The organism is Mesorhizobium sp. B3-2-1 (assembly GCF_006439515.1).
Classification (GTDB): Bacteria; Pseudomonadota; Alphaproteobacteria; order Rhizobiales; family Rhizobiaceae; genus Mesorhizobium.
Map to the genome: position 1 here is coordinate 1 of NZ_VFTI01000039.1, position 25,847 is coordinate 25,847.

The following is a 25,847-nucleotide window of genomic DNA, read 5'->3' on the forward strand; positions in this document are numbered from 1 at the left end:
GGGTCTCGGGTGGGTTGGACGGCTGGTCTCGGCGTTGAATACGCTTTCAATGACCATTGGACCGCTGGCGTCGAATGGAATTATTACGATTTTGGCTCGAAAGATGGCGCGAGCAGCCTAGATCCGGCCTTCGTGCTCAGCGCTCGCGAGACCGAGAACACTGTCGTCGCCAGAATTAACTACAAATTCTGAGAGTACGTGTCGGTCGCTTAAGCAGAATTCTTTCGCCGGGCGATAGTGTACGCGAATTCTTGCCCGCCAACCTCGTCGGTCACTCGGATCCAGTCCTTCGCCCATCTTTTAAAGACAGTCTTGCAGGCATTCATTTCCGATGCAGCCGAATCAGGACTATTCGCTTGGACTTCCTTAGACCGAATGACGCGATCATAGTGCATTTCCGCAACAACATAGACAGGCATGCGACCTACCCAACAATGCTATATTTCCCCAATAGGTAGTATTGCGCAGCGCATGATCGACCGCAAGTGGTAGGCCGTATCGGAGCCATATCGCGGAATGTGCTATGGTTCTCTTCGTGGGCAAAAGGCAACGCGGGCTGGGGAAGTGGCTCGTGGAGCGAAGTTGACTGCCCAGTATCCGGTTTGACTGGGCTTCTTGGAAGCTTTTCGAACTTTTTGCCTCGCCCCTCCAGGTGAATTGCGGGCGTTTGTGAAGGAGGTCGGGATATAAAATCCGCTATCGGATAACTTTTGTTGACGCACTCACTCTTTGGACCAGTACCTTCTGGAGTTAGCCATGGCGTCGGCGAAAATTCACGACCCCTGATGCGCTTGGGTCAAGATCCTGGTCTGATCCTGCCTGAGGCTTGCCAATTCGTTGGTCGCGTACTGTTGAACTGAGCGGTCGCGGGAAGCGGCCGCTGCGTTGAAATGGGCTATAAAATAGCGGTAATCGCCTATTTCGTGGCGAATGAAGCTTCTATCGAAATTTGCGCTCGGAATTGATGCAAAGCGATTTTGGACCCTGAGATGCGTCGCCGACAGCCTGCTTGAAAGCGCAACGCCCAACCGGCTTGCAGTCTGTCTCAGCCGGGCCTCAGCCTGACGATGCCGCCCGAGAAGATAGGTGCCGAGTTCTCGGACCGCAGGGAGCTGCGCCCGCCTTTCTGCAATCCTTCCCATGTCCTGCTGTTGAATTTCGATTTGAATCGCCCACTCCAGGAAGGCACGGTCAGAGCGGCTCTGGGAACAAGCCGGCGTGGCTGCTGAAATTCCAGCAGCAAGCAGCAGTCCAAGAAGTGCCCGGAACGGCCCGTTGCCAGGATGATCAGCAACTCGAGCGATAGCGTGCTTCACGTCAGTGATCCATTGGTCTTGATTTAACGACAGTCTAACAAGGCAGCCCGTGCAACGGTTCCCTTCCATGCGATGAAAACGGTGGCTGCCGAAGGCCGAGCGGCAGCGCGAACAACCTGGATCGAATCGCCTGCGAAGCATTCCCACCACCAAAGGGCTCGTTGATGGAAGCTCGGGCATGAAGGTTCGAGCCGTTGGCCAAGCCGAATACCTTGATTCGTACCGAGCGGCTTCATACGCTCATCGAGCGGCTGAAGGGCATCAACGAGATGGCCGATGAGGCCGTGACAAGGCAATCACGGAAGCCGTGCTTGATGTTGGTGGCGTAGCGCCGCAAAGCTGGTGCGAGATTGACGTTGCCCCCAGTTTCTATCCAGTTCTGAGTTCGTTTCCGGCGTTGGGTGTGCCCTGCTGGGCGGATGGAGCGACGGGCGCTGGCGCGGAGCCGTTGGCGTAGCGCAGCGCGAGGGCTATCTGTTGTAGGGTCCAAGAACTTTCCGCGGCTCGCGGCGCCGAGCCGTTTGTTCAGCGCGGGCAAATTTACACTGCCACGATAGTCATCCCAATGGCTGCTGGCGTGCCTGAGATAGCACATCGATCTTGATGGCCGCATTCACCGCTTGCAAAGTCGCGCCACTAGGCCCCGAAAACCGAAGGGCAACCAAACCGTTTGAATATCGATTTGATCTGTTGCAAATGCACTCTGTCTCAAGAAATCTTCCAATCCTTTCCGATCAAATGTTTGCCGGGTTTCCGGACCAATGAATTGCAACCTTCTCCTGGAAGAGCAATCCGTCGCATAGATCGACATTGTTCCGCCCGGGCGGAGAACCCTGCGGGCCTCCGCGAGGGCAGTTCCGATCGGCAAACAAAAATAGATTACGTTTACGGCCAGAATCTTATTGACCGAGACGCTTTCCAGCGGCAGTCGCTCGAAGGTCCCCTGGATCAGTTTCAGCTTTCCATGTTGAATTGCGGCTCGATTTCGGACTTGGGCTTGGCGAACCATGACCGGAGATAGATCCACCCCGGTAATGGTGCCGCTGCGGACTCGTTTGGACATCTCCCTGAGCGCGAAACCCGGTCCGAATCCGATTTCGAGCACATCATCCTGCTCGGCGATGTCCAATATTTCGATAGCGCGCCTGTTGGGCAGATGATTTATCAGCCCCATAACCGCCCCTGTCACGCGCCCGCACATACCCTCCGGCATAGAAAACTGCTGGGCGATAAAGTTATGCAGGCCCAGGGTGCCATCAAGGGTTTTCAAGACCGACTCACGCTGCGGAACCGGAGGGGTGCACGGATAAGGCGCGCCTTGAAGGCCAAGCCCATAGTCTCCGGTGCATCTGTCGACCCTTTGAACCAATTGCATTACCGGCGATTCCTGGTTTGTTTTATCCAACATTCATTCTTGCTTCCGGTTGGAAGCCGACCAAGATGCGTCATTGGCAAGTCAACGATCGGGGGCGACAAATAGGCCCGTCGAGCAAATGATCGGCGAAGTCATGAAGCGCTAGAGTGGCTTTTGGCCATCATGCAATTCGGAGCATGGACCGATGTAAGCCTAGTCCACATATAGCCATTGCGCGACTCACAAATCCGTATGGTTTGGAAGCGGCCAGTCGCTACATGGCGTAGCTCGGCCGAGCACGGACGGCGAAACCGATCAGCCGGATGGCAAGAGGTAGAACGCTACGCCGGCCGCCATCATTGCCGGTTATCGTGGAACAGGCTCTATGCCGTGCCGGTCAGAAAGCAATCAGCCCATTCTGTCCATCACGAACGCGATGACGTTTTCTGGCGGAGTGGTATCTACGACCACGAACACACGCCGACGACGACGGAGCCGTCGCGCTACTGCACTAACGTGGCCGACGAGGGTCAATATTGCAAAGCCCGCTCCCGCGAGGAGTGGATCGCAGGAGTCAATGCCATCAGGAAGTCCGGTGCCCCGGTGAAGGACCATACCACGACGAGGTGTCCGGACGGCCGGATTGCTCTGCCTGTCCGCATTGGCAGACTCGATCCTTACGAAACCGTAAGTTACCGGACAACTGCCGGCAAGGATACTCTCTAGTATATAAGGTCAGCGGTACGCGAAGTGCGCTTCTGCGGCTTCTCTCACAGGCGGCGCGGCGCGTGCTGGAGCCACAACCTGTCATCGCACCGTGCTTTTCGGAGGGGAAGGTGCAGGGCCGAACGTCAAGTCCCCATACGATCCCGTCCACCCCCTGTTGGAGTTTCCTATTCGGCGTGGTGCTCCTCCTTCCTCAGCGATACTCTGCTGTCCTGGGCGCTCGTCTTGATCGTCATTCTCGTTCTCGACCGGCTGATACTCCAGCGGAAGGCGGGCGTCGTTTTCGAATCCTTGAAAGCATGGGTTACGGGCGAATCGAGGGAGCCAGCGCGACCTCGAAAGGACTCGTGACCCAACGGATGCGAGCTACCAAACCGATCCGGCGGGGACTCTTCTTCGCGACGATGGTCACGGTAGCTCTTCTGCTCGCCCGGCCCGGATATTGTGCGCCAGCCGAAAGCTCTCTCCCGGATCAGCCAATCAACACCCCGCCAATACCCATAAGAAAACCGCAGCCGGTGGATCCGGCAGTTGCAGCCACTCCTGCGGACGCGAGCGCGCTCGGCGACTACGACGTTCTCATCGCCGACCGCGGCAATAATCGCCTCCTCCTGGTCAGTCCGCAAAAGAAGATCCTCTGGGAATATCATTTCGCCGACGTTCCGCCCGGCTCGGGCGCGGACGACGCGTTCTTCGCCGACGGCGGCAACAGCGTCATCACCAATCTCGAACATCAGCAGGTGATCCGCATCATCGACCGGAAGACAAAAAAGGTGACCTGGGAATACGGCAGCCTCGGACGGCCCGGTTCGAACCCGGGCTATCTCGACTTTCCCGACGACGCCTACAAGCTGCCGAACGGCGACGTCATTGTCGCCGACATCCGCAACTGCCGAATTCTTGACATTTCCCCTGACAAGAAGATCGTCCGGCAGGCCGGGATCACGGGGCGATGCTGGGGAGAAGCCCCAGCACTCGACTCTCCTAACGGCGATAAGCCGCTGCCGAACGGCCACGTGCTCGTCAGCACGATCCATGATCATTCCCTGATCGAGCTCGACCAGAACTGGAAGGAGATCCTGCATCTCAAGCTGCCGATCCGGTATCCCTCCGATCCGCAAATGACTAGGGCCGGAAATTTTCTAGTGGCGGGCTACACGAAGCCCGGAAAAATCATCGAGATCAGCCGCGCTGGCAAAATCGTCTGGCAGTACAAGCCCAAGCCGGACGAAGAACTCAACCGTCCCTCGCTGGCTATCGAGCTGCCGAACGGCAACGTCCTTGCAACCGATGATCTCAACCAGCGCGTGGTCGTCATAGACAAAGCGACCAACACGGTGCTCTGGCAATATGGCGTCACGCAGCACCGGGGAAGCAATCCAGGCTATCTGCACATCCCTGACGGCCTCGACATCATCAAGACGGACCAGGACCTTGCAAAGGCAGACTGACATGAACAACCTTTCCATCCGGCGAATGTTCGCGTGCTCGGCGCTTGCCGCACTGATGATTCTCACCTCGGCTGCGACCTCGGCCGACGCCGCCGGTGCGCTGCATCGGATCGGCGCGGTCACATGGCAGCCGAAGCGCTATATTGGTCAGGAACTGGAACTTATGGGATTTCCGCTCGCGCGACATTCCGACTACGTGCTGTTCTCGGACGAGGCGCACGGTCGGATCTCGGCGCATGATCTGCCAGTTGTCGGATCGGGCATTGCCGGTCTGGAATTGCATAGGCGGTATCGAATCCGCGGCAATTTCGTCCGTGGTGGCCTCAAGGCCATCAACGGCAGCCAGTATCATCTGGAACTGACGGCGCCTCCGTACCTCACCGACCGCTAAGAGCCTGCCGTGGCGCTGACGATCGCCCCAACTCTCGTCGAATTCACACAGAAGTCAAGTTCGCTGGGTGCTCCGGTTTATCTGTCAAACGGCTTCCAAAACCCCCGACGCGCGGACCGGTTTGGCTCGGTCATTTTCTGAAATTCTGAGAGTATTTCCGGGAAATTCTGCGCAGGTATCGGACCACCCGCGCATTTTTCCAAAAATCGGGTGAGATAGCCGGTCGCCATTCGACTAATACCTCTTTACAATATGCCGGTGATCAAACGGTCGGCTCGCGTGTTCTGCCTGTAGGCTGCGCGCACCAGCGTAGCCGCCATGATTGCAGAGACGGCCCCGCCGAGAATGTCGCTGACATAGTGCGTTCCCAAATAAACGCGTGACAGCACGACCAGCAATGCGGCCGCCAGAAATGCGAGCCCGCGGCGATGCAAGCCGTGCACCAGAAACGCCGCCGCGATGGCAAAGCTCGCGGTGGCATGGTCGGACGGGAATGAGAAATCTACGGTCCGCCCGATAATCAGATGCGTGACATGAGCGTCGTAGGGACGCACCCGCTGTACGAACAGCAACACCAGCTGATTGATTCCGAGACCAAGCAAGAACGACAGGCCGGCTGCCACTACCACATGGCGCATGGTCCGGTCCGGCTGGGGCGGCCACCATTGCAAGGCGACTGCCAGCACCATGAGCGGAACGCCGAGCGTCGATATCCAGACCATGATGAAATCGACTGCGGGAGCATGTCCCGCCCAATTGTTGATCCAGGCGGTCACTGCGGCATCGATTTGGTACATTTGGGGATTTCCGTCTGTTTTCGGGCTCGTTTCGGGCGATCAACGCACGCGCCAGGTGATGGCGGAGTTGGTGATATAGTTCCAAGCCGAGCCGACGGCGGCGGCGGCAAGCCCGGCCGCCCACCACCGCGACGGACTGGTGTAAAGAAGCGTCGACACGCCGACGCCCGCCACCACACCAAAACTGCACAACGCCGCGAATATCGCGAATCCGGTGACGAAGCGCCAGCCCAGCCGGCGCTGGTCGCGATAGGTGAATGTGTTGTTCAGTGTATAGTTGAACGCCATGGCCGTGAACATGGCCGCGGTCTGGGCTACCGCGAAAGGCAGGCCATGGGCCAGCAGCGTATGCAGCACGCCGAGGTGGACCACGACACCGGCCGAGCCGACAAGACCGAAGGAGAGAAACCTCGTCGAGATCAGATCGCCCGACGCCTTGGCGACCAGCAGTCCCAGATATTCAAGCACAATCAGGGAATCGAGCTTGCTTTGTCCATGCAGGCGCGGACCGAACACATAGGGGATTTCCCGGATGTGAAGCGGCGTCGGCGACGATGCGACAATGTCCAGCAGGATCTTGAAGCCTTGCCGCGACAGGCGCGGCGCCACCGCATCGACGATGTCACGCCGCACCATGAAGAAGCCGCTCATTGGATCACTGAGCGGAACCCTCAGCAACAGCCGCGCGAGATGCGTCGCCAGCCGGCTGCCTCCCGAACGCAGCCGGCTCAGTCCACTGTTAGCATCGCCATCGTCTCCATAACGGCTGGCCACCACTAGGTCGGCCCCGCCGCCTCGCATCGTCTCGAACATCGCGGCAAGACATGTTTCATCGTGCTGGAGATCGCCGTCCATGACCGCAACGATGGGCGCCGAGCTGGACAGGACGCCCTCGAGGCATGCCCCGGCTAGGCCGCGGCGGGCGATGCGCCTTATACCGCGAACCTGACAATCATGGCTGGCAATGTCGCGGACAGCCGCAATCGTCCCGTCTTTTGAATCGTCATCGACAAAGACCACTTCCCAATTGATCCCGAGCAGCGACTTGTGCAGCCGCGCAACCAGCAGATCGATGTTGGCGCGCTCGTTCAGCGTTGGGACGACGACCGTGAGTTCCGCCCCGCGGCGTTGCAGCGATGCACCGCTGCTTGTATCCGCCGCCAGTTCGACGTCTGGCACTGGGTATGTCGCCTGGTTCAAGGACGCGGTCCGCCATCGTTTGCTTGGCCGTCGCCCGGCAAGTGTGCTTGCGATGCCACAATGCGGTTGACCGGCAGGATCAGGATTTCGAAGACGGGAAAGCCGGCGATGCGCTGTATCAGGCGCCGGGGCGGGCCATCGACGACGTATCGTCCGTCAAGGCTGTCGCGATACTCCTTCTCGCGAGCCGCTTCCTTGCCGAAGTCCAGGGCGCCGACGAAGAAGCCCGCGCTTCGCGTCTTCAAGCGCCCGTCGTCCATGAACTGGAAATGGCGCGGGTCGCCCGGCAGCACCTCTATCGGTACGTCCGGTCCAAGGGCGTTGGCGGCCCGCGCCGCCTGCATCCAGTTCGATGCGACCACATAGGCGTTGGCGCCGCTGAGATCGCTGCCCTGCGGCTCACTGGTCAACGCAGACCACTCGATGAATTGCCAATTGACGTCGAATTTCGGCGCTCGTTCATAAAACGCCCGCGTGAAGGCGCCGGTCCGGACCTGCACCGCAAACCCCATCGTCAGCAGCGGAACGACGATGGCGGCGATAGTGAAGGACAGCCGCAGCAATCCAGGTCGGCGTTCGGCAAGACGGCTGCACCATTGCCCGAAAAGCGGAAAGGCGAACAGGAAGCCGCTCATCGACCAGTGCGGCAGGGAATGGGCGCTGAACAGGGCGACCAAGTCGAAGAACACCACCGGCAGCGCCGCGATGGTCACGAAGAACCGATCGGCCACCGAACCGCTGCGGGCTGCGCCCCACATGCACCCCATGGCCAGAAGCCAGGTCGGCGGCCACAAATAGCCAGCCTGGCCCAGCAACGTGATGGCAAGATTTCCAGGATGCAGGGCATGGCCATCCTCGGCAAGGCCGCGGCCGGTCTGGAAGGCAAACGAGATCCAGCCATGGTCCATATTCCAGATGATGACGGGCAGCAGGCCAAGCGTCGCGATGGCGCCGGCAATCCAGGGGCCTGGCGTTCGCAGTTCGGCCCGGCCGGACTGCGTCGACACCAAGACAAGCAGGGCCGAGATGCCAAACAGCCCGGCCTGGTACTTCGACATCAGCGCCACACCGAAAGCGACGCCGACGATGATCCAGCGGAGCAAAGCGAAGCGCGGCCGTTCGCCCAGAACCATGGGCATGGCGGCACAGGCGCTGGCCAGAAGAAAGAAATCGAGTGGCCCGTCGGGCACGACGAAATGCCCTGCCGAAATAAGAAAGAACGGCGCAACGGTGAACCAGGCCGCGGCCCAGAATGCGGCAACCTTGCCGTAGGCATGGCGCGTCACTTCGAAAAGCAGCAGCGTCGAGAGCGAGCCGAGCAACACATAAGGCAGCCGGACGACTAGCCGGCATTCACAGTCGAAAACATCCGCCATCAGACGGGCCAGCGCGAAACCCAGTGGCGGGTGGTCGAAATATGAAAGCGAATGGCTGCGCGATACCACGACCGCATAGGCCTCGTCGATCGACAGCGGAATGACCGAGGCAAGTCCAATCCGGAGCACCAGAAATGCGACGACCACGACAATCAGCTGGAAAACAGGGGAAGCAGGAGTGCCTTTGGCCAGGCTTGCAACGCGCGGCCTGGCAGCACCGGTATCGTCCCAGAACTGATCCAACAGCATTGGGTTACCAGACCCAAAGCACGTAAGAACGTTCGTCCGCGAGCGGTCCATGGCCGGGCATGACGATCAACAGGCAGACAATGGCGAGAAGAGCCACGGTCGTGGCGATCCGGATCCACTTGCCCGATAGGGTGGAGTAACCGCAGTCCAGCATCTTTGGAAGTCACCCCTCGAACTCGCCAGCTTATGGACACGTAGCCGCTGCGGTTCGTCGGCGACTATGTCCGATCAAACATACGGGAGCGTTGCCGGGGTATTACAAATCCGTAAGGCCCGTTTGCCTGCATGCACAAGGCTCGCACAAGCGCTGAGAGCAACAATCCGCCATCGTGTTGGGCAACGGAGTCGAGGCCGGGACGGCCGCACCACCGCGTGACGGAAGGGCTTGAGACTTTGAAAAGCGCGGTAGCCAAGGCACAGATGTCGGAAAATTCGAACCTCATCTTGGGTAAGGCCCCCATAGTCCGCGCCGTCTTTGAAGGAAGGGATATTTCCCCAATATGGGACGGGCTGTTCGCGCGCGTTTCTGCTGATCTCAACGATGCCGCCGCGTTCCTGGACGTATCGATCCTTCTCCACGCAATCGGAGAGGAAGACAAGGCTGTCATCAGCCAGAAGGCCGCGCTCGAGATCAGTCGACAATACCGGATACGCAACGGACAAGGCACAGGACCGAACGTCCTTGTTTTCGTGACGGCCGGCGACTTCATGGCGAACACGCCGATTGAATTTCTGCTGGAGGGCTCCGACGCGAACCTGCTGCTCCACTACGTCGACGCCGACACCGCGGACCTGAACGATGTTCCCGAGCATGATGTCGCCTTCGTGGCCGTCGGAGAGTCCGCGGTAAATCTTCCAGTACTGGAAAACCTTCACCGGCTGCTGCGCGGCTGGTCCGGCCCCATAATGAACAACGCGCCACGTCTCATCATGGCCCTGTCCAGGGACGGGGTCGCGGAGGCGTTGAAGCATGAGCCTTCGATCCTTGCCCCGCCCGCAGCGCGCGCTGATCGGGCGCTGATCAAGAGGCTGGCTTCGGGGGAAATCGAGGTCGACGCAATCCTCGCGGCGGCCGCGTTTCCTGTGATTGTCCGCCCGGTCGGCACGCATGCCGGCAAGGGAATGGAGAAGATCTCCACGCGACCGGAGCTCTCCGCCTATCTGAATTCGCAGGACGAGAGCGAATTCTACATCACGCCGTTCATCGACTACAGCGGGACGGACCGCAAATTCCGCAAGCAGCGCGTCGCGTTCATCAACGGGCGGCCCTATGCCAGCCATCTCGCGGTCTCCGAGCATTGGATGGTTCACTACCTCAACGCCGGCATGACCCAGCACGAAGACAGGCGCGCCGAGGAAGCGTTGTGGATGGCAAACTTCGACAGCGATTTCGCGGTACGTCACGCTCGTGCATTCGATGCTCTTCATCGACGGCTCGGGCTGGACTACTTCGCCATCGATTGCGCCGAACTCGCAGATGGCCGTCTGCTGGTGTTCGAAGCCGATGTCGCGATGATCGTTCATTCCATGGATTGGGAGAGCATCTTCCCCTACAAGAAAAGCGCCATGCGCAAGCTCTTCGCGGCATTCGAAGGCGCACTGGCACGGCGCGTGGCGCGGACGACGTCCACGCCAGCGATCGAATGCGCCCATACGGGAAAACCTGCGATCTATCAGAGAACTGATGACGACTGCCTGGTCTGTGTCCTGGCGATGCTCACGGGCCGAACCTACGAACAAGTCGAGGAAATCGCACGAAGCTGCGATCCCGCATACCCGCTCGGCGGACCGATGAGCCATTCCATCATGCGGGGCGTGGCCAACAAGTGCGGTTTCGTTCTTCTGAGCAGTATCTACATGCTCTGGGCCAAACCCGCGATCATAGGCGTGGTTTCACCGACCGTTCCAAACACCGGCCATGCCGTTTTTTGGGACGGCGAGAAGATCATCGACCCGGGTTTTTGCGAACGCGTCGATCGATCCTATGTCGACCGATGCGGGTTGGAGTTCACTCAGCGGGCGAGCGATCTCGAACCGTTGATCAGTCATGACGCCAAGATCTCTTACCTGGCCGGTGCCGTGGCGGTCAGTGAACCGCTTTAACCGAAACCAGTTCGCTATCGCCCCGACTACGGAGAACGTCATGCCTGCAATTCAGCTTGGTATCCCGCAGGTGCCGGCGAATCCGACCTCGGAAATGGGTGGGTGGGATCGCGAGCTCCATTCGCCGGCCTCCCTTTCATTCCTGCTCGGGACAGGTGGCGACAGGCGCATCTGGCCGGATGCAATCACACGGCGCAATCGTTATGGAACGCGCACGACTTCGGCGGACGATGAGATCTCATTCTCGTCGACAACGGCCAGCAACGCCTCTCGGGAGGGGTTGATGGCGGCCGGGGTCGAGCTGCGACGCCTCATTGATATCGAATCACGTTCGCCTGTCGCATCCGATCGATGGTTCGGTGACATTCGAGAGCGAATTGTTTCCGATCTTGGCTGTACGGGAGCGCAAGTCATTCTCGCCGCTTCCGGGACGGATGCGGAGCTTCTCGCGCTCTGCACGATTGCAGGCCTCTCCAGGCGCCCCTTGACCAATTTGCTTGTTGCACCTGACGAAACAGGAAATGGGGTTCCACGGGCGGCGGCAGGGCGGCATTACTCGGATTTGACGGCACTCGGTAGCGCAGTCGAGACTGGTGCTCCCCTTGAAGGGCTGTTACCGGGCCGCATTGAAGTGCGCACGATTGCCATCCGCGACGAGAAAGGCAAGCCTCGACATCAGCATGAAATCGATGCCGACATCATCGCCATCGTCGAACTGGAGCTCAAGCTAGATCGAGATGTCCTTGTCCATGTGCTCGACACATCGAAAACCGGCTTGCCGGCCGTGACCCGACAAGCCGCGCGCCACGCCGCGGCTCTTGCCCCAGGTCGGGTGCGGGTTATCGTCGATGCCTGCCAGTTCCGTGGCTCAATTTCCCAACTGAAGCAGGATCTGGAAGACGGTTTCGTGGTGGCTGTGACGGGATCCAAGTTCATCGCCGGGCCTCCTTTTTCCGGCGCACTTCTCATCCCCGCGGGATTGGCCGGAGATATTGCGGCAGGGTCCGATATTCCGGCAGGCCTGGCGGAATATACCGCGGCTCAAGACTGGCCGGCGACCCTTCGCCAACGGATGACCTTCGCGTTCAAGTCGGAATTGAATCTGGGCCTGGGTTTACGGTGGGTCGCTGCGTTGGCTCATCTTGACCCCTATGCAGAGATCGATGAACCCCGGCAACACCTTGTCAAGGAACAGTTTGTTCGCCTGGTTCGCTCACGAACTGGTCCGCTCAGCGGTATTTCCCTGCATCAGGATGATGACGGCGACCATCTCGGCTCACGGGCAATGGTCCCGCTGACCGTCACAAATAGCGCGGGCTCCTTCGCTTCGTTCGAGGAGTGCCAAACCATTCAGGTGCTGATGCGCGGTCTCAACGAGGGCCCGATCTGCCACGTCGGGCAAGCCGTGCGTGTCGGTCCGCGCACGGTGTTGCGCGTCGCGGCCTCCGCCCAGGATGTGATCAGCGTCTCGAAGAGGATATCGGCGGGCCAGTCGTTGCATCAGGCGTTCGCTCCGATCGAATCAAGGCTCGATGTATTCTTCGAGAAACTATCTGCTGTCCTCCGACATCCGCTAGATGCCTGATGTCGCGATCCATCGAGCAGAAACGCCCAGCAGGAAAAGGTGTGGCCGAGACCTCCACCAGCCTTGATCCATCGAACTGGGATCAGTTTCGCGAGGTAGCGCACGGCTTGCTGGCCGACATGATCGCCCACATCGAAACGATCAGGCAGAAGCCGGTATGGCAGCGACCGACCGATGAAACGCGCGAGAGGTTTGCCCGCCCGCTACCGAACGGTCCTCGCGAATTGGGCGATGTCCTGGACGATGTGCGCAAGCACATCATGCCATTCGCGACCGGCAACCTGCATCCGTTGTTCATGGGATGGGTTCATGGTGCTGGTACGCCGATCGGAATGTTGGCGGAAATCGTAGCGGGCGGGCTGAACATGAACTGCGGCGGCCGCGACCATGCTGGCCTGGCGGTTGAACAACAGATCGTGCGCTGGATGAGCGAAGCCCTTGGCTACCCCACAGGCGCGAGCGGATTGTTTCTCACCGGCTCTTCGATGGCAAACTTCGTCGCGGTCACGATCGCCAGGAACGAAGCGTTGGGTCAGTCCGTTCGGGAGACCGGCCTGGGGAACTGCGACCGCCAGCTCGCCGCTTATGCGTCCAGAGAGGCTCATTCCTGCATCGCGCAGGCAATGCAATTGTCCGGGATCGGATCGGCAAATCTGAGGACCGTCGCGGTTGACGACGCCGGAAGGATGCTGCCTGACGCACTGTGCGCAGGCATCAGGGAGGACCGGGCGAAGGGACTTTTGCCATTTTTGGTCGTAGGTACCGCAGGTACGGTAAACACCGGGGCTATCGACCCACTTGCGGAAATCGCCAATATCGCGTCCGCGGAAAAACTCTGGTTTCATGTCGATGGAGCTATTGGCGCACTCGGCGTGTTGTCAGATTCCCTGCGCGGTTTGTTCAAAGGCATCGAAAAGTCGGCATCGGTGGCCCTCGACTTTCACAAGTGGGGCCAGGTTCCTTACGATGCCGGATTCCTGCTGGTGCGAGATGGCGATGCCCAGAAGCGTACGTTCGTGCAGCCCACCGCCTATCTACAGCGAGGCGAACGCGGGCTTGCCGCTGGCGAAACCTGGCCTTGCGATCTAGGTCCAGACTTGTCGCGCGGATTCCGCGCGTTGAAAACATGGATGACAATCGAGGCGCTTGGAACGGTTCGCATAGGAGAGTCGATCGCGCACACCTGCATGCTCGCACGTTACCTCGCGGAGCGCCTGACGAGTTGCCCTGCATTCGAGCTGAAGGCACCAGTGGCCCTTAACATCGTCTGCTTCGGCATTCGTGGGCGCAATGCCGAGTTTGTCCGGAATTTGGTCATGAACCTGCAAGAGTCCGGATTGGCTTCGCCCTCATGGACGTCCATAGACGGCGAGCTCGTGGTGCGCTGTGCTATTGTCAATCATCGCACGACTATAGCCGACATCGACGAGTTCATAGGATTTCTCGCCAAATACTGCGCCTAATTTGGTCGTGTCCCATCAAGTGGTGTAGCTGGCGGTTACGAAGCCGCTCGCGAGCGCGCCGTTAGTAGCGCTGTAGCGAGTGAGCGGGGTGTCGGTGGTCATCGGCGTTTTCCGGTAGGGTTTGGTTGTTGACGCCAACCCCATTTCGGAAGGACCACCGATGACCGACGACATGATGAACCTGCGCACGCTCGTGGAGAAGACCCCGGATGCCGATCTGCTGCGCGAGATGATCGGCTTTGCCGCCGAGCGGCTGATGGAAATGGAGGTGGGCGCGGCCACCGGCGCCGGCTATGGCGAGAAGAACCCGCTGCGGCTCGCCCGCGCAACGGCTACCGCGACCGGGACACGATCCGACCCGGACGGCCATGCTTTCGTGATAGCCACTCCAAACGCATGAATCTCACCCCCGAAGCACACAGGTTGCCTCGGGTCCTGGAGGCTGCCGAGGCACATGCCACGGTTCGGCGGTGGGCTGTCCGGATGCGTCACTTGTTTATGGTTGTCGGTTCCGGGACGCGCCAGGGCTCTGACGTCGAACGCCAATCACTGAATTCCGCGACGAGTCGAGCGACGTTTTCTCGGAACCTTGACCGCAACATCGGCGGGGCCATAATGCCTCCACGGGTCGCATTTCCATGACCCGTACTGGGAGGAATTATGAAAAACACAATAGACGACGATCGACGTAATTTTCTGACAGCAGCGGCTGTTGGCGGCGCCGCTGCTCTTCTGGGCGGCGTCGGGATCAGCCAGGCCCGCGCCGCCGCCGCTGCCTCAGGCCGTTCCGAAAAGTCGCTCAAGGCAGCGTTCTCGAACGCCGGACTTCAGGCGACTTGGTGCGCCCAGGGCAAGGCGGCGGCGGAATACTGGGGCAAACTGTTCAACGTTGAGGTGACTTGGTTCGACGGCGAACTCGATGCGGTAAAGCAGCGCGCGGCGATCGACAACATGGCTTCCCAGAAATGGGACTTCGTGGCGATCCAGGCGTTTGGCATCGGCACGCTGGTGCAGCCGGTGCAAAAGATGATCGACGCCGGGATCCCGGTCATCGACATGGACACGCTGATTGCGCCACTCGACAAGATCAATGTGCACAGCTTCATCGCGCCGGATAATGAGTTCATGGGATCATCGGTGACACAGGCGCTCATCACCGCCATTGGCGGCAAGGGCAAGGTCATCACCACGCAGGGCGCGCTCGGCCACACGGGTGCTCAAGGGCGAAACCGGGGCTTCGAATCCGTCGTCAAGCAGCATCCCGACATCGAAGTTCTGGAAAACCAGCCGGCCGACTGGGACGTCACCAAGGTGGCGCGGCTATGGGAGACCTATCTTACGAAATATCCGCAGATCGACGCGGCTTATTTCCACAATGACGACATGGCGCTTGCGGCGTACAACGTCATGAAGGCCCATAACCGGACCAACATCAAGATCGGCGGTTGCGACGCCATGCCCCCTGCAATAGCCGCCGTTGCCGAAGGTCGCATGCACGCCACCGTGCGCAATCCATCCTGCCGTATTCATGGCGGCGCCATTGTCGCCGGCGTCGCCGCCGTGACAGGTGGCGAGAAGTCGGGCGAAGGAATCCCGAAAAGCGTTGTAGCCGACGGTCCCGTGGTTACCAAGGAAAATGCCGCCGGCATGCAATGGATGGAAGACCATTTCCTGATCTGATCTTCGTCCCAAATGGCTGGCGGATCATTCGCCAGCCATTCGCCCAGCCACTAGACAATCGCCACGCGGACAGCATGAACGCTCAAACTGAAGCCGCCTTGCAAGAGGTCGCGCCACGCCTTCGCATGGATGGGATATCGAAATCCTTCGGCGGCGTGGTCGCGCTTCACGATGTGGATTTCGTGTTGCGCGCCGGCGAGATCCATGGGCTCGTTGGGGAAAACGGCGCCGGCAAATCGACCCTGATGAAGATCATCGCCGGTGTGCACGCCGAATATAACGGCCGCATGTTCATCGACGGAGAGCAGGTCCATTTCCGCTCGACCCGAGACGCGCTTGCGGCCGGCATCGGCATGGTGCATCAGGAACTGAGCGTCGTTCCCGATCTCACCGTCGCTGAAAACGTGTTCCTCGGCAAACAGCCGACGAAGGGAGGGCTGATCGATTGGCCCGGCATGGTGTCCGCTGCCCGGCAACAACTCGCCAGCCTTGGCATTGAGGTCGATCCCCGTGCGTCGATGGGGTCGTTGTCGATTGGCCTTCAGCAGCTAGTTGAACTCGCACGCGTGCTCTTCTCGGGGGCGCGGATCATCATACTAGACGAACCTACTTCGGCGCTGTCACCCCCTGAGGTGCATCGCCTGTTCGAGGTGCTTCGCAGTGTTCGTGCAAGCGGCCGCAGCATCGTCTTCATTTCCCATTTTCTCGACGACATCCTCTCGGTTTCGGACACGGTGACCGTCTTCCGGAATGGCCGCCGTGTCGTCACAGAAGCCGCGGCCTCGATCGACAAAGGCTGGGTTATCGAACGTATGATCGGCAGCGGTCACGAGGAGCTGGAGGAAAGCTATACCGGCGCCATCGCCCTCAACAGCAAGTCCGAGGCGCCCATCGTCCTTTCAGCGAGAAATCTTACGGTAGGAGGCGCGGTCGCCGATGTGTCCCTCGATGCGCGGGCCGGCGAGATTCTCGGCATCTACGGCTTTATGGGGTGCGGCCAAGTCGAACTGGCGCGGACACTGTTCGGTAAGCTCAAGCCGAGCACCGGGATGTTGGCCATCGAGGGCGCGGCGAAACGTTTCCGCAACACGGCGCACGCTCGTCGCGCGGGAATAGCCTTCGTTCCGGAGAGCCGGCGTTCCATGCTGTTTTACCAGGAACCGGTCTATAAGAATGTCTCGATCAGCGTGCTTGGCCGCATCTCGCGCCTCTGGTTGAACCTGGCAGTGGAACGCGAGATCGCCAGCCGCCAAGTCGAACTGCTAAATATCCGTCCGCCGAATGTGATGGCGCTGCTCTCCAGTCTTTCCGGCGGCAACCAGCAGAAGGTCGCGCTGGCGAAATGGCTGACATACATCCCTAAGGTGCTGATCTTGAGCGAGCCGACCCGAGGCATGGATGTTGGCGCCAAAGACGATGTCGTGAAGATAGTGCGTGCGTTGCGCGACCAGGGCCTTGCTGTCATCGTTGTCTCGGCCGAGCCCGAAACCGTCCTGTCGCTCGCCGACCGTATCATCGTCATGAAGAAAGGCCGGATCGTGCGCGAGTTCGCCAGCGAAACGATCAGCAAGGACCGGCTACTCGACGCCGCTTGAGGAAGAACGCCCTATGATCATGCCAGTTCAAGAAACCTTGAAAGGGTCGCAGTCGCGGGCTGGCGCCTTCCTGCGCAACCGGATGCGCAACATTGCGCCGTTCGCCACGCTGATCATCCTGCTCGCGTTCTTCAGCATCGCCAGCCCATCTTTCCTCAGCGTCGACAACGGGGTCAACGTGCTGACGCAGATTTCCGTCACGGGCGTCATCGCGGTGGGGCTCACTTTTGTCATCCTCTGCGCCGAGATAGATCTTTCGGTGGCGGCTATCGCCAATGCCACCGGCATTGCCGTTGCTTATTTCACAATGCAGGAATCTTACGTCAACATTCCCAACATTCCCCTGCCAGGCTATGCGGCGATCGGGTTGGCGCTGCTCATCTGCGCCTTCCTGGGCCTGGTCAACGCCTTTGGCACGACGCTGATTGGAATTCCCTCGTTCATCATGACACTGGCCATGATGCAGATCGGCGCTGGCATTTGCGCGCTTCTGGTGCGCGGCCAGATCGCCTATGCCGTTCCCGATCTGGTTACGATGATGGGTTCCGGCACGATAGCCGGATTTCCTTGGATCATCATCGTGCTGGGCTTATTCCTGCTGGTCGGTCATATTATTTTGACCTACACGCGCTTCGGCCGATATATCTACATGGTCGGTGGCAACCGCGAAGCGGCGGAATATTCCGGTGTCAACGTCAAACTGGTCTTAGGCGCGGTGATGGTCATTTCAGCGGTCTGTTCCGGTGTCGCCGGGATGATTGGCGTGGCGCATTTCGGCAGCGCCCAGCAGAACGAGTTCGACGGATATCTGCTCGACGCAATCGCAGCGGTGGTGGTCGGTGGCACCAGCCTCTTTGGCGGCCGTGGCGGGATTGGCAACACGATCATCGGCCTGTGCATACTCGGCGTCCTCAACAATGGCCTCGATCACGTCCAGATCGACAGTTTTTTGAAAATCCTCATCCGGGGGATCATTCTGCTCGTCGCGCTGATCATCAATGTCTATGTGCAGAATCTACGTGATCGGGAACGCGTCTGATGCCCAGCGGTTATTAAGGGGCCAGGCTGCGGCTTCCCGGCACTGGCTCTTGCGACAGATTTGGGCTTTTCACCGGCCGAAGTTTAGATGGCAACTCGTGTGCGCTGCGTGCGCTCAGCCGTCCAGCGACGCTCTCGAGCGGAACTAGAGCGGTTCACGAGTTGATGGAAAAGGGATTCCGGATCAGTCGGTTTTGTGATTGAACTAAACCGCTGCCGCGGTAGCTGATGCGCCGGTCTGGCCTGAGGAGGGTCCTTGTCTGAGAAGATTTGGTGTCGAGCCAACCTTCCAGACAGGAGAACCCCAGATGGAGCAGACCAGTCCTCTGCGTCAGCGGATGATTGAAGATCTGACGATCCGCAATTTGTCACCGGAGACCCAGCGATCCAACGTGCATCACGTGGCGAAGTACAGTCGATTTTTTTGGACGATCACCGGTCAACTGGGATACGAAGAGGTGCGCGCTTATCAGGCCCACCCGGTGGGCCGAAGGGTCTCGTGGGGCGCGTTGAACCAGACCGTTTGCGCCTTGCGTTTCTTCTTGCGGCGTGACGCTGGGTCGATCTGATCTGCCTGGACAGAAGGTACAGGCGTGTAGCAACCTGCCTGCAGGGCCCGATACCGCCGTTGATTGGTCGCACTCGCCCAGCTTATTGCGGTACCGACGCCACTGGGCTATTTTAGCAGTTGTGGGAACAGCATCTGCCATCCATCGCGGGTGCGACCTTGCCGTTTCGGCAGATTGGAAGTCTTTAACAGATCAGGTTGTCGCAAGCTGTGTCTTGTGCCCTCCAGGTCATGAGCAGTTAAGGATGCGCCATGCTGCGATGTTTTGCGTTCATTGCGGCCCTGATGCTCGCGTGCTTCACGGCGTTCCAAGCTTGTGCCGATCGAAGGGTGGCCCTTGTCATCGGCAATTCCGAATATCGCGAGATTCCGGCCCTCAAGAATCCGGACAAGGATGCCGAGGACGTGTCGAGCACGTTCCGGCTAGCCGGATTCGATGTGTTCGTCGCGAAGGACCTCACCAAGATCGAATTCGAAAAGCAGTTCCGCAACTACCTCGCGGCGGCGGACGGCGCCGATCTGGCGATCGTGTACTATTCCGGCCATGGCTTTCAGATCGGCGGTAAAAATTTCCTCATCCCGGTCGATGCATCGCTCAAGAACGCGGCCGACATCGAGGTCCAGGCCGTCAAGCTCGACGATGTGCTGCAGCAGTTGAGAGCGAAATCGAAGATCCAGGTGATCATCCTCGACGCCTGCCGCAATAATCCGTTTCCGCGCAAAGACTATTGGTTGCGAGACCAACTGATCACTGCCGGCGACACCGGCCTTGCGCAGGTGAAAAGTTCGCTGAACACGCTTATTGCCTTCGCCACCGAGCCCGGTGCCGTCGCCTATGACGGAAGTGGCGACCTCAGTCCTTTTTCCTCCGCCTTCTCGCGTCGCGCACTGGCGCCGAACCAGGAGATACGCTCGGTCATGGCGGCCGTTCGCCGGGATGTGGTCGAGGCCACGGCCGGTAAGCAGGTGCCTTGGGAAAACTCATCGCTGATCGACGAGGTCGTCCTCATGCGTCGCGCCAGCCGGCCCGCACTGCCGCCCGTGTTGGAAAAGGTCGTGCCATCCGGCGTCGGCCCTGTCGCGCTCGACCTGCCGGAGCCGCTGGATGTCGATGGCGGCCCGGTCACCGTCAGCATCGAGAGACCGCCGGCGCTCGGGCGTCTGATTTTAGACGGCAAGCCGGTTGCGGCGGGTGAGCCGATCGCCGGCAAGGATCTCCCGCGATTGCAGATGGACGTGCCCAAGGGCGCCGGCATCCAGGAACAAGTCGACATGCTGGCCTATGCCACACGCGACGATTGGGGTGGCGAGTCCCAAGGCATCCTGGTCTTCCGGGTCAAGAATGGTGAGGGGGCCGAGGGCAAGCAACTCGTGGCCTCGCTCGAGTCCGAGCAGAAGCGGCAGGCGGTGGAACGCGGCATTCATATTGCCGGCGCCGCCGAAGCGATCGAAAACCGTGACGTCCAGGTTCCAGTCGGTGTCGGCCCGGTTCCGTTGAAGCTGGATTTCCCCACCAAGGATCCGGCGGTCAGCCTGAAACTTGCGAGCTATCCGGCAACCGGGACGCTGTCCCTGCCGGATCGGACCTTGTCTCCGGATTCGAGCATGATGGCCGATGAAGTCGACAACTTGCGCTACGAACCCCAGATCGGCGCCGTCAAACCACTGATAGTCGGCTTCGAAATCAGGGCTGACAACACGTCGCCAAAGCCGGCGACGATGAAGCTGTCGCCCAGCGTCGAACCTTGCGACAGGGAGGCCGGGGAACCTCTTGACCTGCAGGGCGTCGTCCCCGGTCTGTTGCCGAATGAGATCAGCGGCAACGCCGTGGACGTCTGCAGGGCGGCGGTGAAAGCCTACCCGGACGTCGCTCGCTTCCGCTACCAGCTCGGCCGGGCACTGCTTGCCGCCGGGAAGGTCAATGAGGCCTTGAAGGCGATCCAGGAGGCTGCCGACAAGGGGCATGTGCGCGCAGTGTTCGAGCTTGGCTACCTCAACGCGACGGGAACAGGAATGCCCGTCGATCGCAAGCAGGCCAATGCCTTCTATGCTGCAGCGTCCGACAAGGGCGATCCCTATGGCATGACCTCGTGGGGTCGCGCCTTGTTCAACGGCTACGGCGTCGAACGTGATACCACCAAAGGGCTGGACCTGCTGCTCAAGGCAGCGGCGATGGGGCACACTTATGCCATGAACGATCTCGCTGCCATCTTCACCGAAGGCCGTAATGGCGTGCCTGCCGATGCAGCTCGCGCCGTGGCCTTCCTCAAGGCTGGCGTCGAGCGGCAGGACATGTATTCGATGAACCTGCTCGGCCGCAATTACCTCGCCGGCACGGGGGTCGAGAAGGACCCAAAGACAGCGCTCTCGCTTTTTCAGAAATCGATGGATCTCGGCCAGCCCTACGCTCCCGGCAGCCTAGCGCGCATGTACAGGGACGGTGTCGGCGTGCAGCAGGATCTTGCAGAAGCGCAAAGGTTGTTCGAGCTGGCGACCGACCGCGGCGATCAGTCGGCTGCGTATGATCGCGCTGCCCTTGAGATGCAAAGGGGCGAGAAGGCGGACCAGACCGTGGCGGTGCGCTACCTTGCTTTCGCCGCCGCGCTCGATCTTCGCAACGAAATTCCCGATGCCAGGAACACGTTGGCGAAGTTCGGAGCCAAGGCGAAGACGGCGGCCCTGAAGCAGTTGGGTGGGACCCTCAAATCGAAGATTTCGGCGGACGGCTCATTGGACGATCAACTGGTCAAGACGGCCAGGGCGGTCTGGGAACAAGCCAACCCGCGTCGGGACTTGTTCTGATCAACATGGGAGGCAATGTGGTGGTCTGGGCATTGAAACAGGCAATCGTCGCATCGATCTTATCCGGCGCTCTGGTTGTCGCGGGGTGCACGACCGTGACGCCGAGGGTCGAGCCGACCTCGACGACGAACCACAAGACGAAGGTCGTTCGCACAACGACCGCGCCAAAGGTCGTCAGCCGGAAGAAGGCCACCGCCAAGAAACTGATCAAACCGGTTCAGGATGAAACCGCACCTGTCATTGGACCTTTGGGCGGCGGCAGCGGCAGCGGGGGCAGTGGAGGCGGCGGAGGCGGTTGGGGAGGATGAGCGCCCAATAGCAGGCAACTCCGCCGGCGCACGGCAGGTTGGCGTCACTGATCGAGGCCGACTCGAACCGCTCGCCAAGCAACGGCAAGTGCTTTATGCTCCCATTTCCTGCGGTATCGAGATAGGTTCTCCTGGGCGGGGGCGTTCCATGTTCGAAGTCGTCGTATTCTGTCGAAAAGTGCGCGCGAAGGCCGCGGCCCTTAGCCTGGTCCTCGCAGCGTTGCTGGGCTTGCTGGTCTTCGAATCGCACGCCGCCAACGCCGCGCCGAACTGGACGCTCGATCCTGACGCCTCGGTGCTCACCTATCAGTCGGTCAAGAAGAACACGATCGTCGAGACGAACAAGATCAGGAATATCACCGGCACGCTGAGTTCCGCCGGTAACGCCAGGATCAGCTTCGATCTCAATTCCGTCGACACGGGCGTCGACCTGCGCAATGTGCGAATGCGCTTCCTGTTCTTCGAAACATTCAAATATCCGACGGCCGAGCTGACGGCGAAGCTGGACCCGGCCGCCTTTGCCGACTTGCCGGCCAAACGCCGGATCAAGGCAACATTACCGTTCCGGCTGAGCCTGCACGGCGTCGACAAGGATCTGGGAGCGAGCGTCGTCGTAACCATGATCAGCGACACTCAGGTTTCTGTCGCGTCGGAGGCTCCCGTCGCGGTGCATGTCGAGGACTTCGGCCTGCTGCCGAACGTCGACAAGCTGCAGCAGGCCGCCAATGTGACGAACATCGTGCCCACCGCCTCGGTGTCCTTCGACTTCGTCTTTGTCGCCGACGGCAGCAAGCCGGGCGCGGTGCAGACAGTCGCCGCCGGAACCGGCGATGTCGGTCCCGTGGCCACCGACGCCGCTAAGGCCAATTTCAGCGACGAGGAGTGCCTCAACCGGTTTGCCGTGCTGTCGCGCACCGGCGCCATCTACTTTCGCTCGGCCAGCGCCCGGCTCGATGCCAAGAGCCGTCCGCTGCTCACCGAAGTTGAAGGGGTCGTCGGCAAATGCCCGACCCTGAAGGTGGAGGTGTCCGGCTACACCGACTCGGACGGCTCGCCCGAAGCAAACAAGGCGCTCTCCGAACGGCGAGCGCAGGCGGTTGCCGATGCGTTGGTCGCCGGTGGCGTGCCGCGTCAGCAGATCAGTGCCGCCGGCCATGGCGAGGAGAGCCCGGTTGCCGCCAACGACACGCCAAAGAACAAGGCGCTCAACCGGCGCATCGAATTCTCCACCACGAAGCTCGCGAACTGAGGTCGGGGTGGGCTCCCGTGCAATCGCATTTTGCACCGTCTTGCTTCGCGGCTCCGGCCTTGTCGCGCTTGTCCTGCTTTTGACTTTGACGGCCGCCAGTGCCGAGCGCCGCATCGCGCTGGTGCTCGGCAACTCGCAATATCAGCACGCCGCGCCGCTGGCCAATCCCGCGCGCGATGCCCAGGCGATGGCCGAGCGCCTGAAGAACCTTGGTTTCGAGGTGGTCTCTGGCTTCGATCTCACCAAGCAGCAGACCCAGACCACGGTCGCCCAGTTTGCCAAGCAGGTGCGCGGCGCCGATGTGGCGCTTTTCTTCTATGCCGGCCATGGCCTGCAGGTTTCAGGCAAGAACTATTTGCTTCCGGTGGATGCCGCACTCGAGGACGAGACCTCGCTCGACTTTGAGGCCGTGTCGGTCGATTTCATTTTGCGCCAGATGTCTCGCGAGACAAGCATACGGCTGGTGTTTCTGGACGCGTGCCGGGACAATCCTCTGGCCGATGTGCTGGCAAAGACCGCCGGCATCAAGGGTGCAAGCAGTGGCCTTGCGGAAATTCCGATCGAGAATGGCGGCGCTGGAACGCTCGTCGCCTTTGCCGCCAGTCCCAACCAGCTCGCCTATGACGGGTCTGGCGACCACTCGCCCTTCACGACGGCATTGCTCCAGCACATTGGTGAATCCAATGTCTCCATCACCGAAGCGATGAACAGGGTGACCAGTGACGTCTTCAAAGCGACCGCCGGCAAGCAACGCCCCTGGATCAACGTCTCTTTGACCACCGAAGTTGTCCTGCACAAGGTCGATCTCAACGCGCCGCTGATCGTCGGCGAGGCGAGCACCCGGCAAGCTGAAGCCGGCTCTGACGCACGCAACACCGGCGCTTCGCCAAGCCAGAATGCCGATCAGCTTGCGCTTGATACCCTGCGTGCGAAAATCCCGAAGCTGGCTACCGACGGCCCTATCCTTTTCGATCGTCCCATCAAGTTCGGCGACCCGGCGATCGACGGCAAGAGCATCGCCCAACTGATCAAGAGCGAACCGCTTTTCAGTCCGGTGGAAGGCCTCGACAAATCGGTCTGGGAAGGCAAGCACTGCGAGACCTGCCATCAGTGGAATGAGGCCCGGCTTTGCGAGCAAGCGAAGAATTTCGCCGCCAACGACGTCTCGGTCCTGCGCCTGCAGCATCCGCTCGGTACCCGCTTCAAGGTCGCGCTGGCCAGGTGGGCGCAAGGCGGCTGCCAATAATGCCGGACTGATGTCGGCGATGACGGGCGGCGCGTAGGGATCGGCGAATGCCGTTACGCCTCCATCTCCGCCATCTGAATGCCCATTTCGACGAAGGCCGAAAGCACGGCAAACCGGTCCGCCAGCGAGGCCCGGGCCAGCGCGGCCAGAATTCCGGCATTGACGGCATGGGCGGCAGGAAATCCGGTCGACACCATGTTGAGGGTCGGGTCGCGCCACACCGCTGCCAGAGCGATCCAGGCGGCCGGCGTCGCTGGCGGCAGGTCCAGGGAATTGCTCAAGACCGCTTGATGGTCGGGATTGTCAGGTTCGCCGACGCGGTCGTGGACAAGCGCCAGCAATTCGAGATCCCGGTCCGCGAGGAGCTCGGCGAGAGTGCTCAGGCATTCATGTCCCCACCAGACGGCGGCTCGCTCGGGCAGGAGGTAGGCACAGAACGTGATTGCTTCTTCCGGCACGCGCCCGGCAAGCAGGGCTCGGCAAAAATCAAGCGGCGGCTGGCCGGTGGCCAGCGATTTCATGTCCCTGGCGATGGCGGGACAAGCAAGAAACAGATCCCGTGCCGTTCTGTATCCGAGTTCATTGGCCATGGCTGCCATACCCCGAGAGCCACCAGAACAGCACTCAAGCCTGTGGCCGAGCGCCGGTCAAGCGTCAGTCGTTGGCAGGTGGCGGCCAAGGGCGGCATGCGTTTGTCCACAGACAATCGCTTCCCGATTTGATATGATGCCGCCAGCGAAATCCACTTACACAGGAGTGACGGTCATGCGATGGGGCAGTTCAGCCTTGGCATTGGCGGCCATGCTTCTTGCGACGCACGTCTTTGCCGATCCGCTTCAGAAATCGGAAGACATCGTCAAGTTCTTCGCCGGACAGACCGGCAATCTGGGTGCCGCGCGCGGCATCTGCGTCGGCACGGAGGAAGAGTGCAAGAGCAAGGCCGAGAAGACCGGCTCAGATCAACAAAAGACCGGTCTCGACATGATGATCAATTTCGCCCTTGATTCCGCGCAACTCGACCAGATCGCGCGCACCGAACTCGATGAGTTCGCCAAGGCACTGAAGGACAATCGGCTGAGCACGTTCAGCTTTGTCGTTGAAGGTCATACCGATGCAACCGGCCCGGATCGCTACAACCAGGACCTGTCGCAGCGGCGGGCCAAGTCGGTGGCCGCGTTCCTCGAAGCGAGCGGCGTTCAATCGGCGCGGCTCGAAGCGATCGGCCTGGGCAAGTCGCACCCGCGTGTCGCCAATCCCTACGATCCGGTCAACCGACGCGTGGAAATGCGCATCAGGACCGAGTAGGTGGTCGCCGCCAGGCCGATCCTTAACAGCGACACTGGCAAGGGA

21 protein-coding genes and 1 pseudogene are annotated in these 25,847 nt (G+C 60.4%); 16 read left to right on the forward strand and 6 right to left on the reverse strand.

Features of this window, described 5'->3' with window-relative positions:
* Positions 1 to 192: outer membrane beta-barrel protein (locus tag FJW08_RS28595; RefSeq protein ID WP_140813237.1), on the forward strand; the 192-nt coding region annotated here is incomplete at its 5' end.
* Positions 193 to 773: 581 nt separating this feature from the next.
* Here the strand turns inward: FJW08_RS28595 and FJW08_RS28600 are convergent.
* Positions 774 to 1,316 carry a DUF4142 domain-containing protein gene (locus FJW08_RS28600; protein ID WP_181183081.1) on the reverse strand — a complete coding sequence of 181 codons (543 nt, stop codon included), beginning with the start codon at positions 1,314 to 1,316 and terminating at the stop codon, positions 774 to 776.
* Between the two features lie 613 nt (positions 1,317 to 1,929).
* The gene (locus tag FJW08_RS28605) at positions 1,930 to 2,724 is read right to left on the reverse strand and encodes a class I SAM-dependent methyltransferase (protein WP_140813239.1); all 795 of its coding nucleotides are present in this window, start codon (positions 2,722 to 2,724) and stop codon (positions 1,930 to 1,932) included.
* A gap of 1,190 nt (positions 2,725 to 3,914) precedes the next feature.
* Here FJW08_RS28605 and FJW08_RS28610 point away from each other — a divergent pair.
* A complete protein-coding gene (locus tag FJW08_RS28610; protein WP_140813240.1) occupies positions 3,915 to 4,847 on the forward strand; it encodes a PQQ-binding-like beta-propeller repeat protein in 933 nt (310 codons plus the stop codon).
* 1 nt (position 4,848) lies between these two features.
* On the forward strand, positions 4,849 to 5,238 hold the full coding sequence (locus tag FJW08_RS28615) for a hypothetical protein (RefSeq protein ID WP_140813241.1): 390 nt from the start codon (positions 4,849 to 4,851) through the stop codon (positions 5,236 to 5,238).
* A 245-nt stretch (positions 5,239 to 5,483) separates the two neighbouring features.
* Here the strand turns inward: FJW08_RS28615 and FJW08_RS28620 are convergent, their stop codons facing one another.
* The 3 genes from FJW08_RS28620 to FJW08_RS28630 are packed head-to-tail and all read right to left on the reverse strand — an operon-like array spanning position 5,484 to position 8,860.
* Positions 5,484 to 6,035, reverse strand: a complete 552-nt coding sequence (locus FJW08_RS28620; RefSeq protein ID WP_140765529.1) for a phosphatase PAP2 family protein — start codon at positions 6,033 to 6,035, stop codon at positions 5,484 to 5,486.
* Positions 6,036 to 6,074: 39 nt separating this feature from the next.
* On the reverse strand, positions 6,075 to 7,214 hold the full coding sequence (locus FJW08_RS28625) for a glycosyltransferase family 2 protein (RefSeq protein WP_246682629.1): 1,140 nt from the start codon (positions 7,212 to 7,214) through the stop codon (positions 6,075 to 6,077).
* 17 nt (positions 7,215 to 7,231) lie between these two features.
* Positions 7,232 to 8,860: a glycosyltransferase family 39 protein gene (locus tag FJW08_RS28630; RefSeq protein ID WP_181183083.1), complete on the reverse strand. Its 1,629-nt coding sequence runs from the start codon at positions 8,858 to 8,860 to the stop codon at positions 7,232 to 7,234.
* A gap of 372 nt (positions 8,861 to 9,232) precedes the next feature.
* On the opposite strand from FJW08_RS28630, the gene FJW08_RS28635 reads away from it, so the two are divergent.
* The 11 genes and pseudogenes from FJW08_RS28635 to FJW08_RS28690 all read left to right on the forward strand — a co-directional run bounded on the left by FJW08_RS28635 (position 9,233) and on the right by FJW08_RS28690 (position 24,497).
* A complete protein-coding gene (locus tag FJW08_RS28635; RefSeq protein ID WP_210241224.1) occupies positions 9,233 to 10,963 on the forward strand; it encodes a hypothetical protein in 1,731 nt (576 codons plus the stop codon).
* Positions 10,964 to 11,003: 40 nt separating this feature from the next.
* On the forward strand, positions 11,004 to 12,548 hold the full coding sequence (locus FJW08_RS28640; protein ID WP_140813244.1) for a hypothetical protein: 1,545 nt from the start codon (positions 11,004 to 11,006) through the stop codon (positions 12,546 to 12,548).
* A complete protein-coding gene (locus FJW08_RS28645; RefSeq protein WP_140813245.1) occupies positions 12,548 to 14,011 on the forward strand; it encodes a pyridoxal-dependent decarboxylase in 1,464 nt (487 codons plus the stop codon). The genes FJW08_RS28640 and FJW08_RS28645 overlap by 1 nt, the downstream gene beginning before the upstream one ends.
* A gap of 160 nt (positions 14,012 to 14,171) precedes the next feature.
* Positions 14,172 to 14,359 (forward strand): annotated as a pseudogene (locus FJW08_RS28650) (transposase); the annotation flags it as partial.
* A gap of 312 nt (positions 14,360 to 14,671) precedes the next feature.
* Positions 14,672 to 15,691 (forward strand): sugar ABC transporter substrate-binding protein, encoded by a 1,020-nt coding sequence (locus FJW08_RS28655; RefSeq protein ID WP_140813246.1) that lies wholly within the window; start codon positions 14,672 to 14,674, stop codon positions 15,689 to 15,691.
* 125 nt (positions 15,692 to 15,816) lie between these two features.
* Entirely contained in the window at positions 15,817 to 17,286 is a 1,470-nt protein-coding gene (locus tag FJW08_RS28660) for a sugar ABC transporter ATP-binding protein (RefSeq protein ID WP_140813270.1), read from the forward strand.
* 13 nt (positions 17,287 to 17,299) lie between these two features.
* The gene (locus FJW08_RS28665) at positions 17,300 to 18,325 is read left to right on the forward strand and encodes an ABC transporter permease (protein WP_140813247.1); all 1,026 of its coding nucleotides are present in this window, start codon (positions 17,300 to 17,302) and stop codon (positions 18,323 to 18,325) included.
* Positions 18,326 to 18,632: 307 nt separating this feature from the next.
* Entirely contained in the window at positions 18,633 to 18,893 is a 261-nt protein-coding gene (locus tag FJW08_RS28670; RefSeq protein ID WP_140813248.1) for a phage integrase N-terminal SAM-like domain-containing protein, read from the forward strand.
* Between the two features lie 329 nt (positions 18,894 to 19,222).
* The gene (locus FJW08_RS28675) at positions 19,223 to 21,694 is read left to right on the forward strand and encodes a caspase family protein (RefSeq protein WP_246682631.1); all 2,472 of its coding nucleotides are present in this window, start codon (positions 19,223 to 19,225) and stop codon (positions 21,692 to 21,694) included.
* Between the two features lie 456 nt (positions 21,695 to 22,150).
* On the forward strand, positions 22,151 to 23,251 hold the full coding sequence (locus FJW08_RS28685; RefSeq protein WP_140813271.1) for an OmpA family protein: 1,101 nt from the start codon (positions 22,151 to 22,153) through the stop codon (positions 23,249 to 23,251).
* A 7-nt stretch (positions 23,252 to 23,258) separates the two neighbouring features.
* Positions 23,259 to 24,497, forward strand: coding sequence for a caspase domain-containing protein (locus FJW08_RS28690; RefSeq protein ID WP_140813251.1), 1,239 nt, complete (start codon positions 23,259 to 23,261; stop codon positions 24,495 to 24,497).
* A 53-nt stretch (positions 24,498 to 24,550) separates the two neighbouring features.
* On the opposite strand, the gene FJW08_RS33125 is transcribed toward FJW08_RS28690, so the two are convergent.
* Positions 24,551 to 24,778: a hypothetical protein gene (locus tag FJW08_RS33125; protein WP_224615054.1), complete on the reverse strand. Its 228-nt coding sequence runs from the start codon at positions 24,776 to 24,778 to the stop codon at positions 24,551 to 24,553.
* A gap of 9 nt (positions 24,779 to 24,787) precedes the next feature.
* On the opposite strand from FJW08_RS33125, the gene FJW08_RS33130 reads away from it, so the two are divergent.
* A complete protein-coding gene (locus tag FJW08_RS33130) occupies positions 24,788 to 25,219 on the forward strand; it encodes a hypothetical protein (RefSeq protein WP_246682634.1) in 432 nt (143 codons plus the stop codon).
* 43 nt (positions 25,220 to 25,262) lie between these two features.
* Positions 25,263 to 25,802: an OmpA family protein gene (locus tag FJW08_RS28700; RefSeq protein ID WP_246682636.1), complete on the forward strand. Its 540-nt coding sequence runs from the start codon at positions 25,263 to 25,265 to the stop codon at positions 25,800 to 25,802.
* Positions 25,803 to 25,847: the final 45 nt, after the last annotated feature.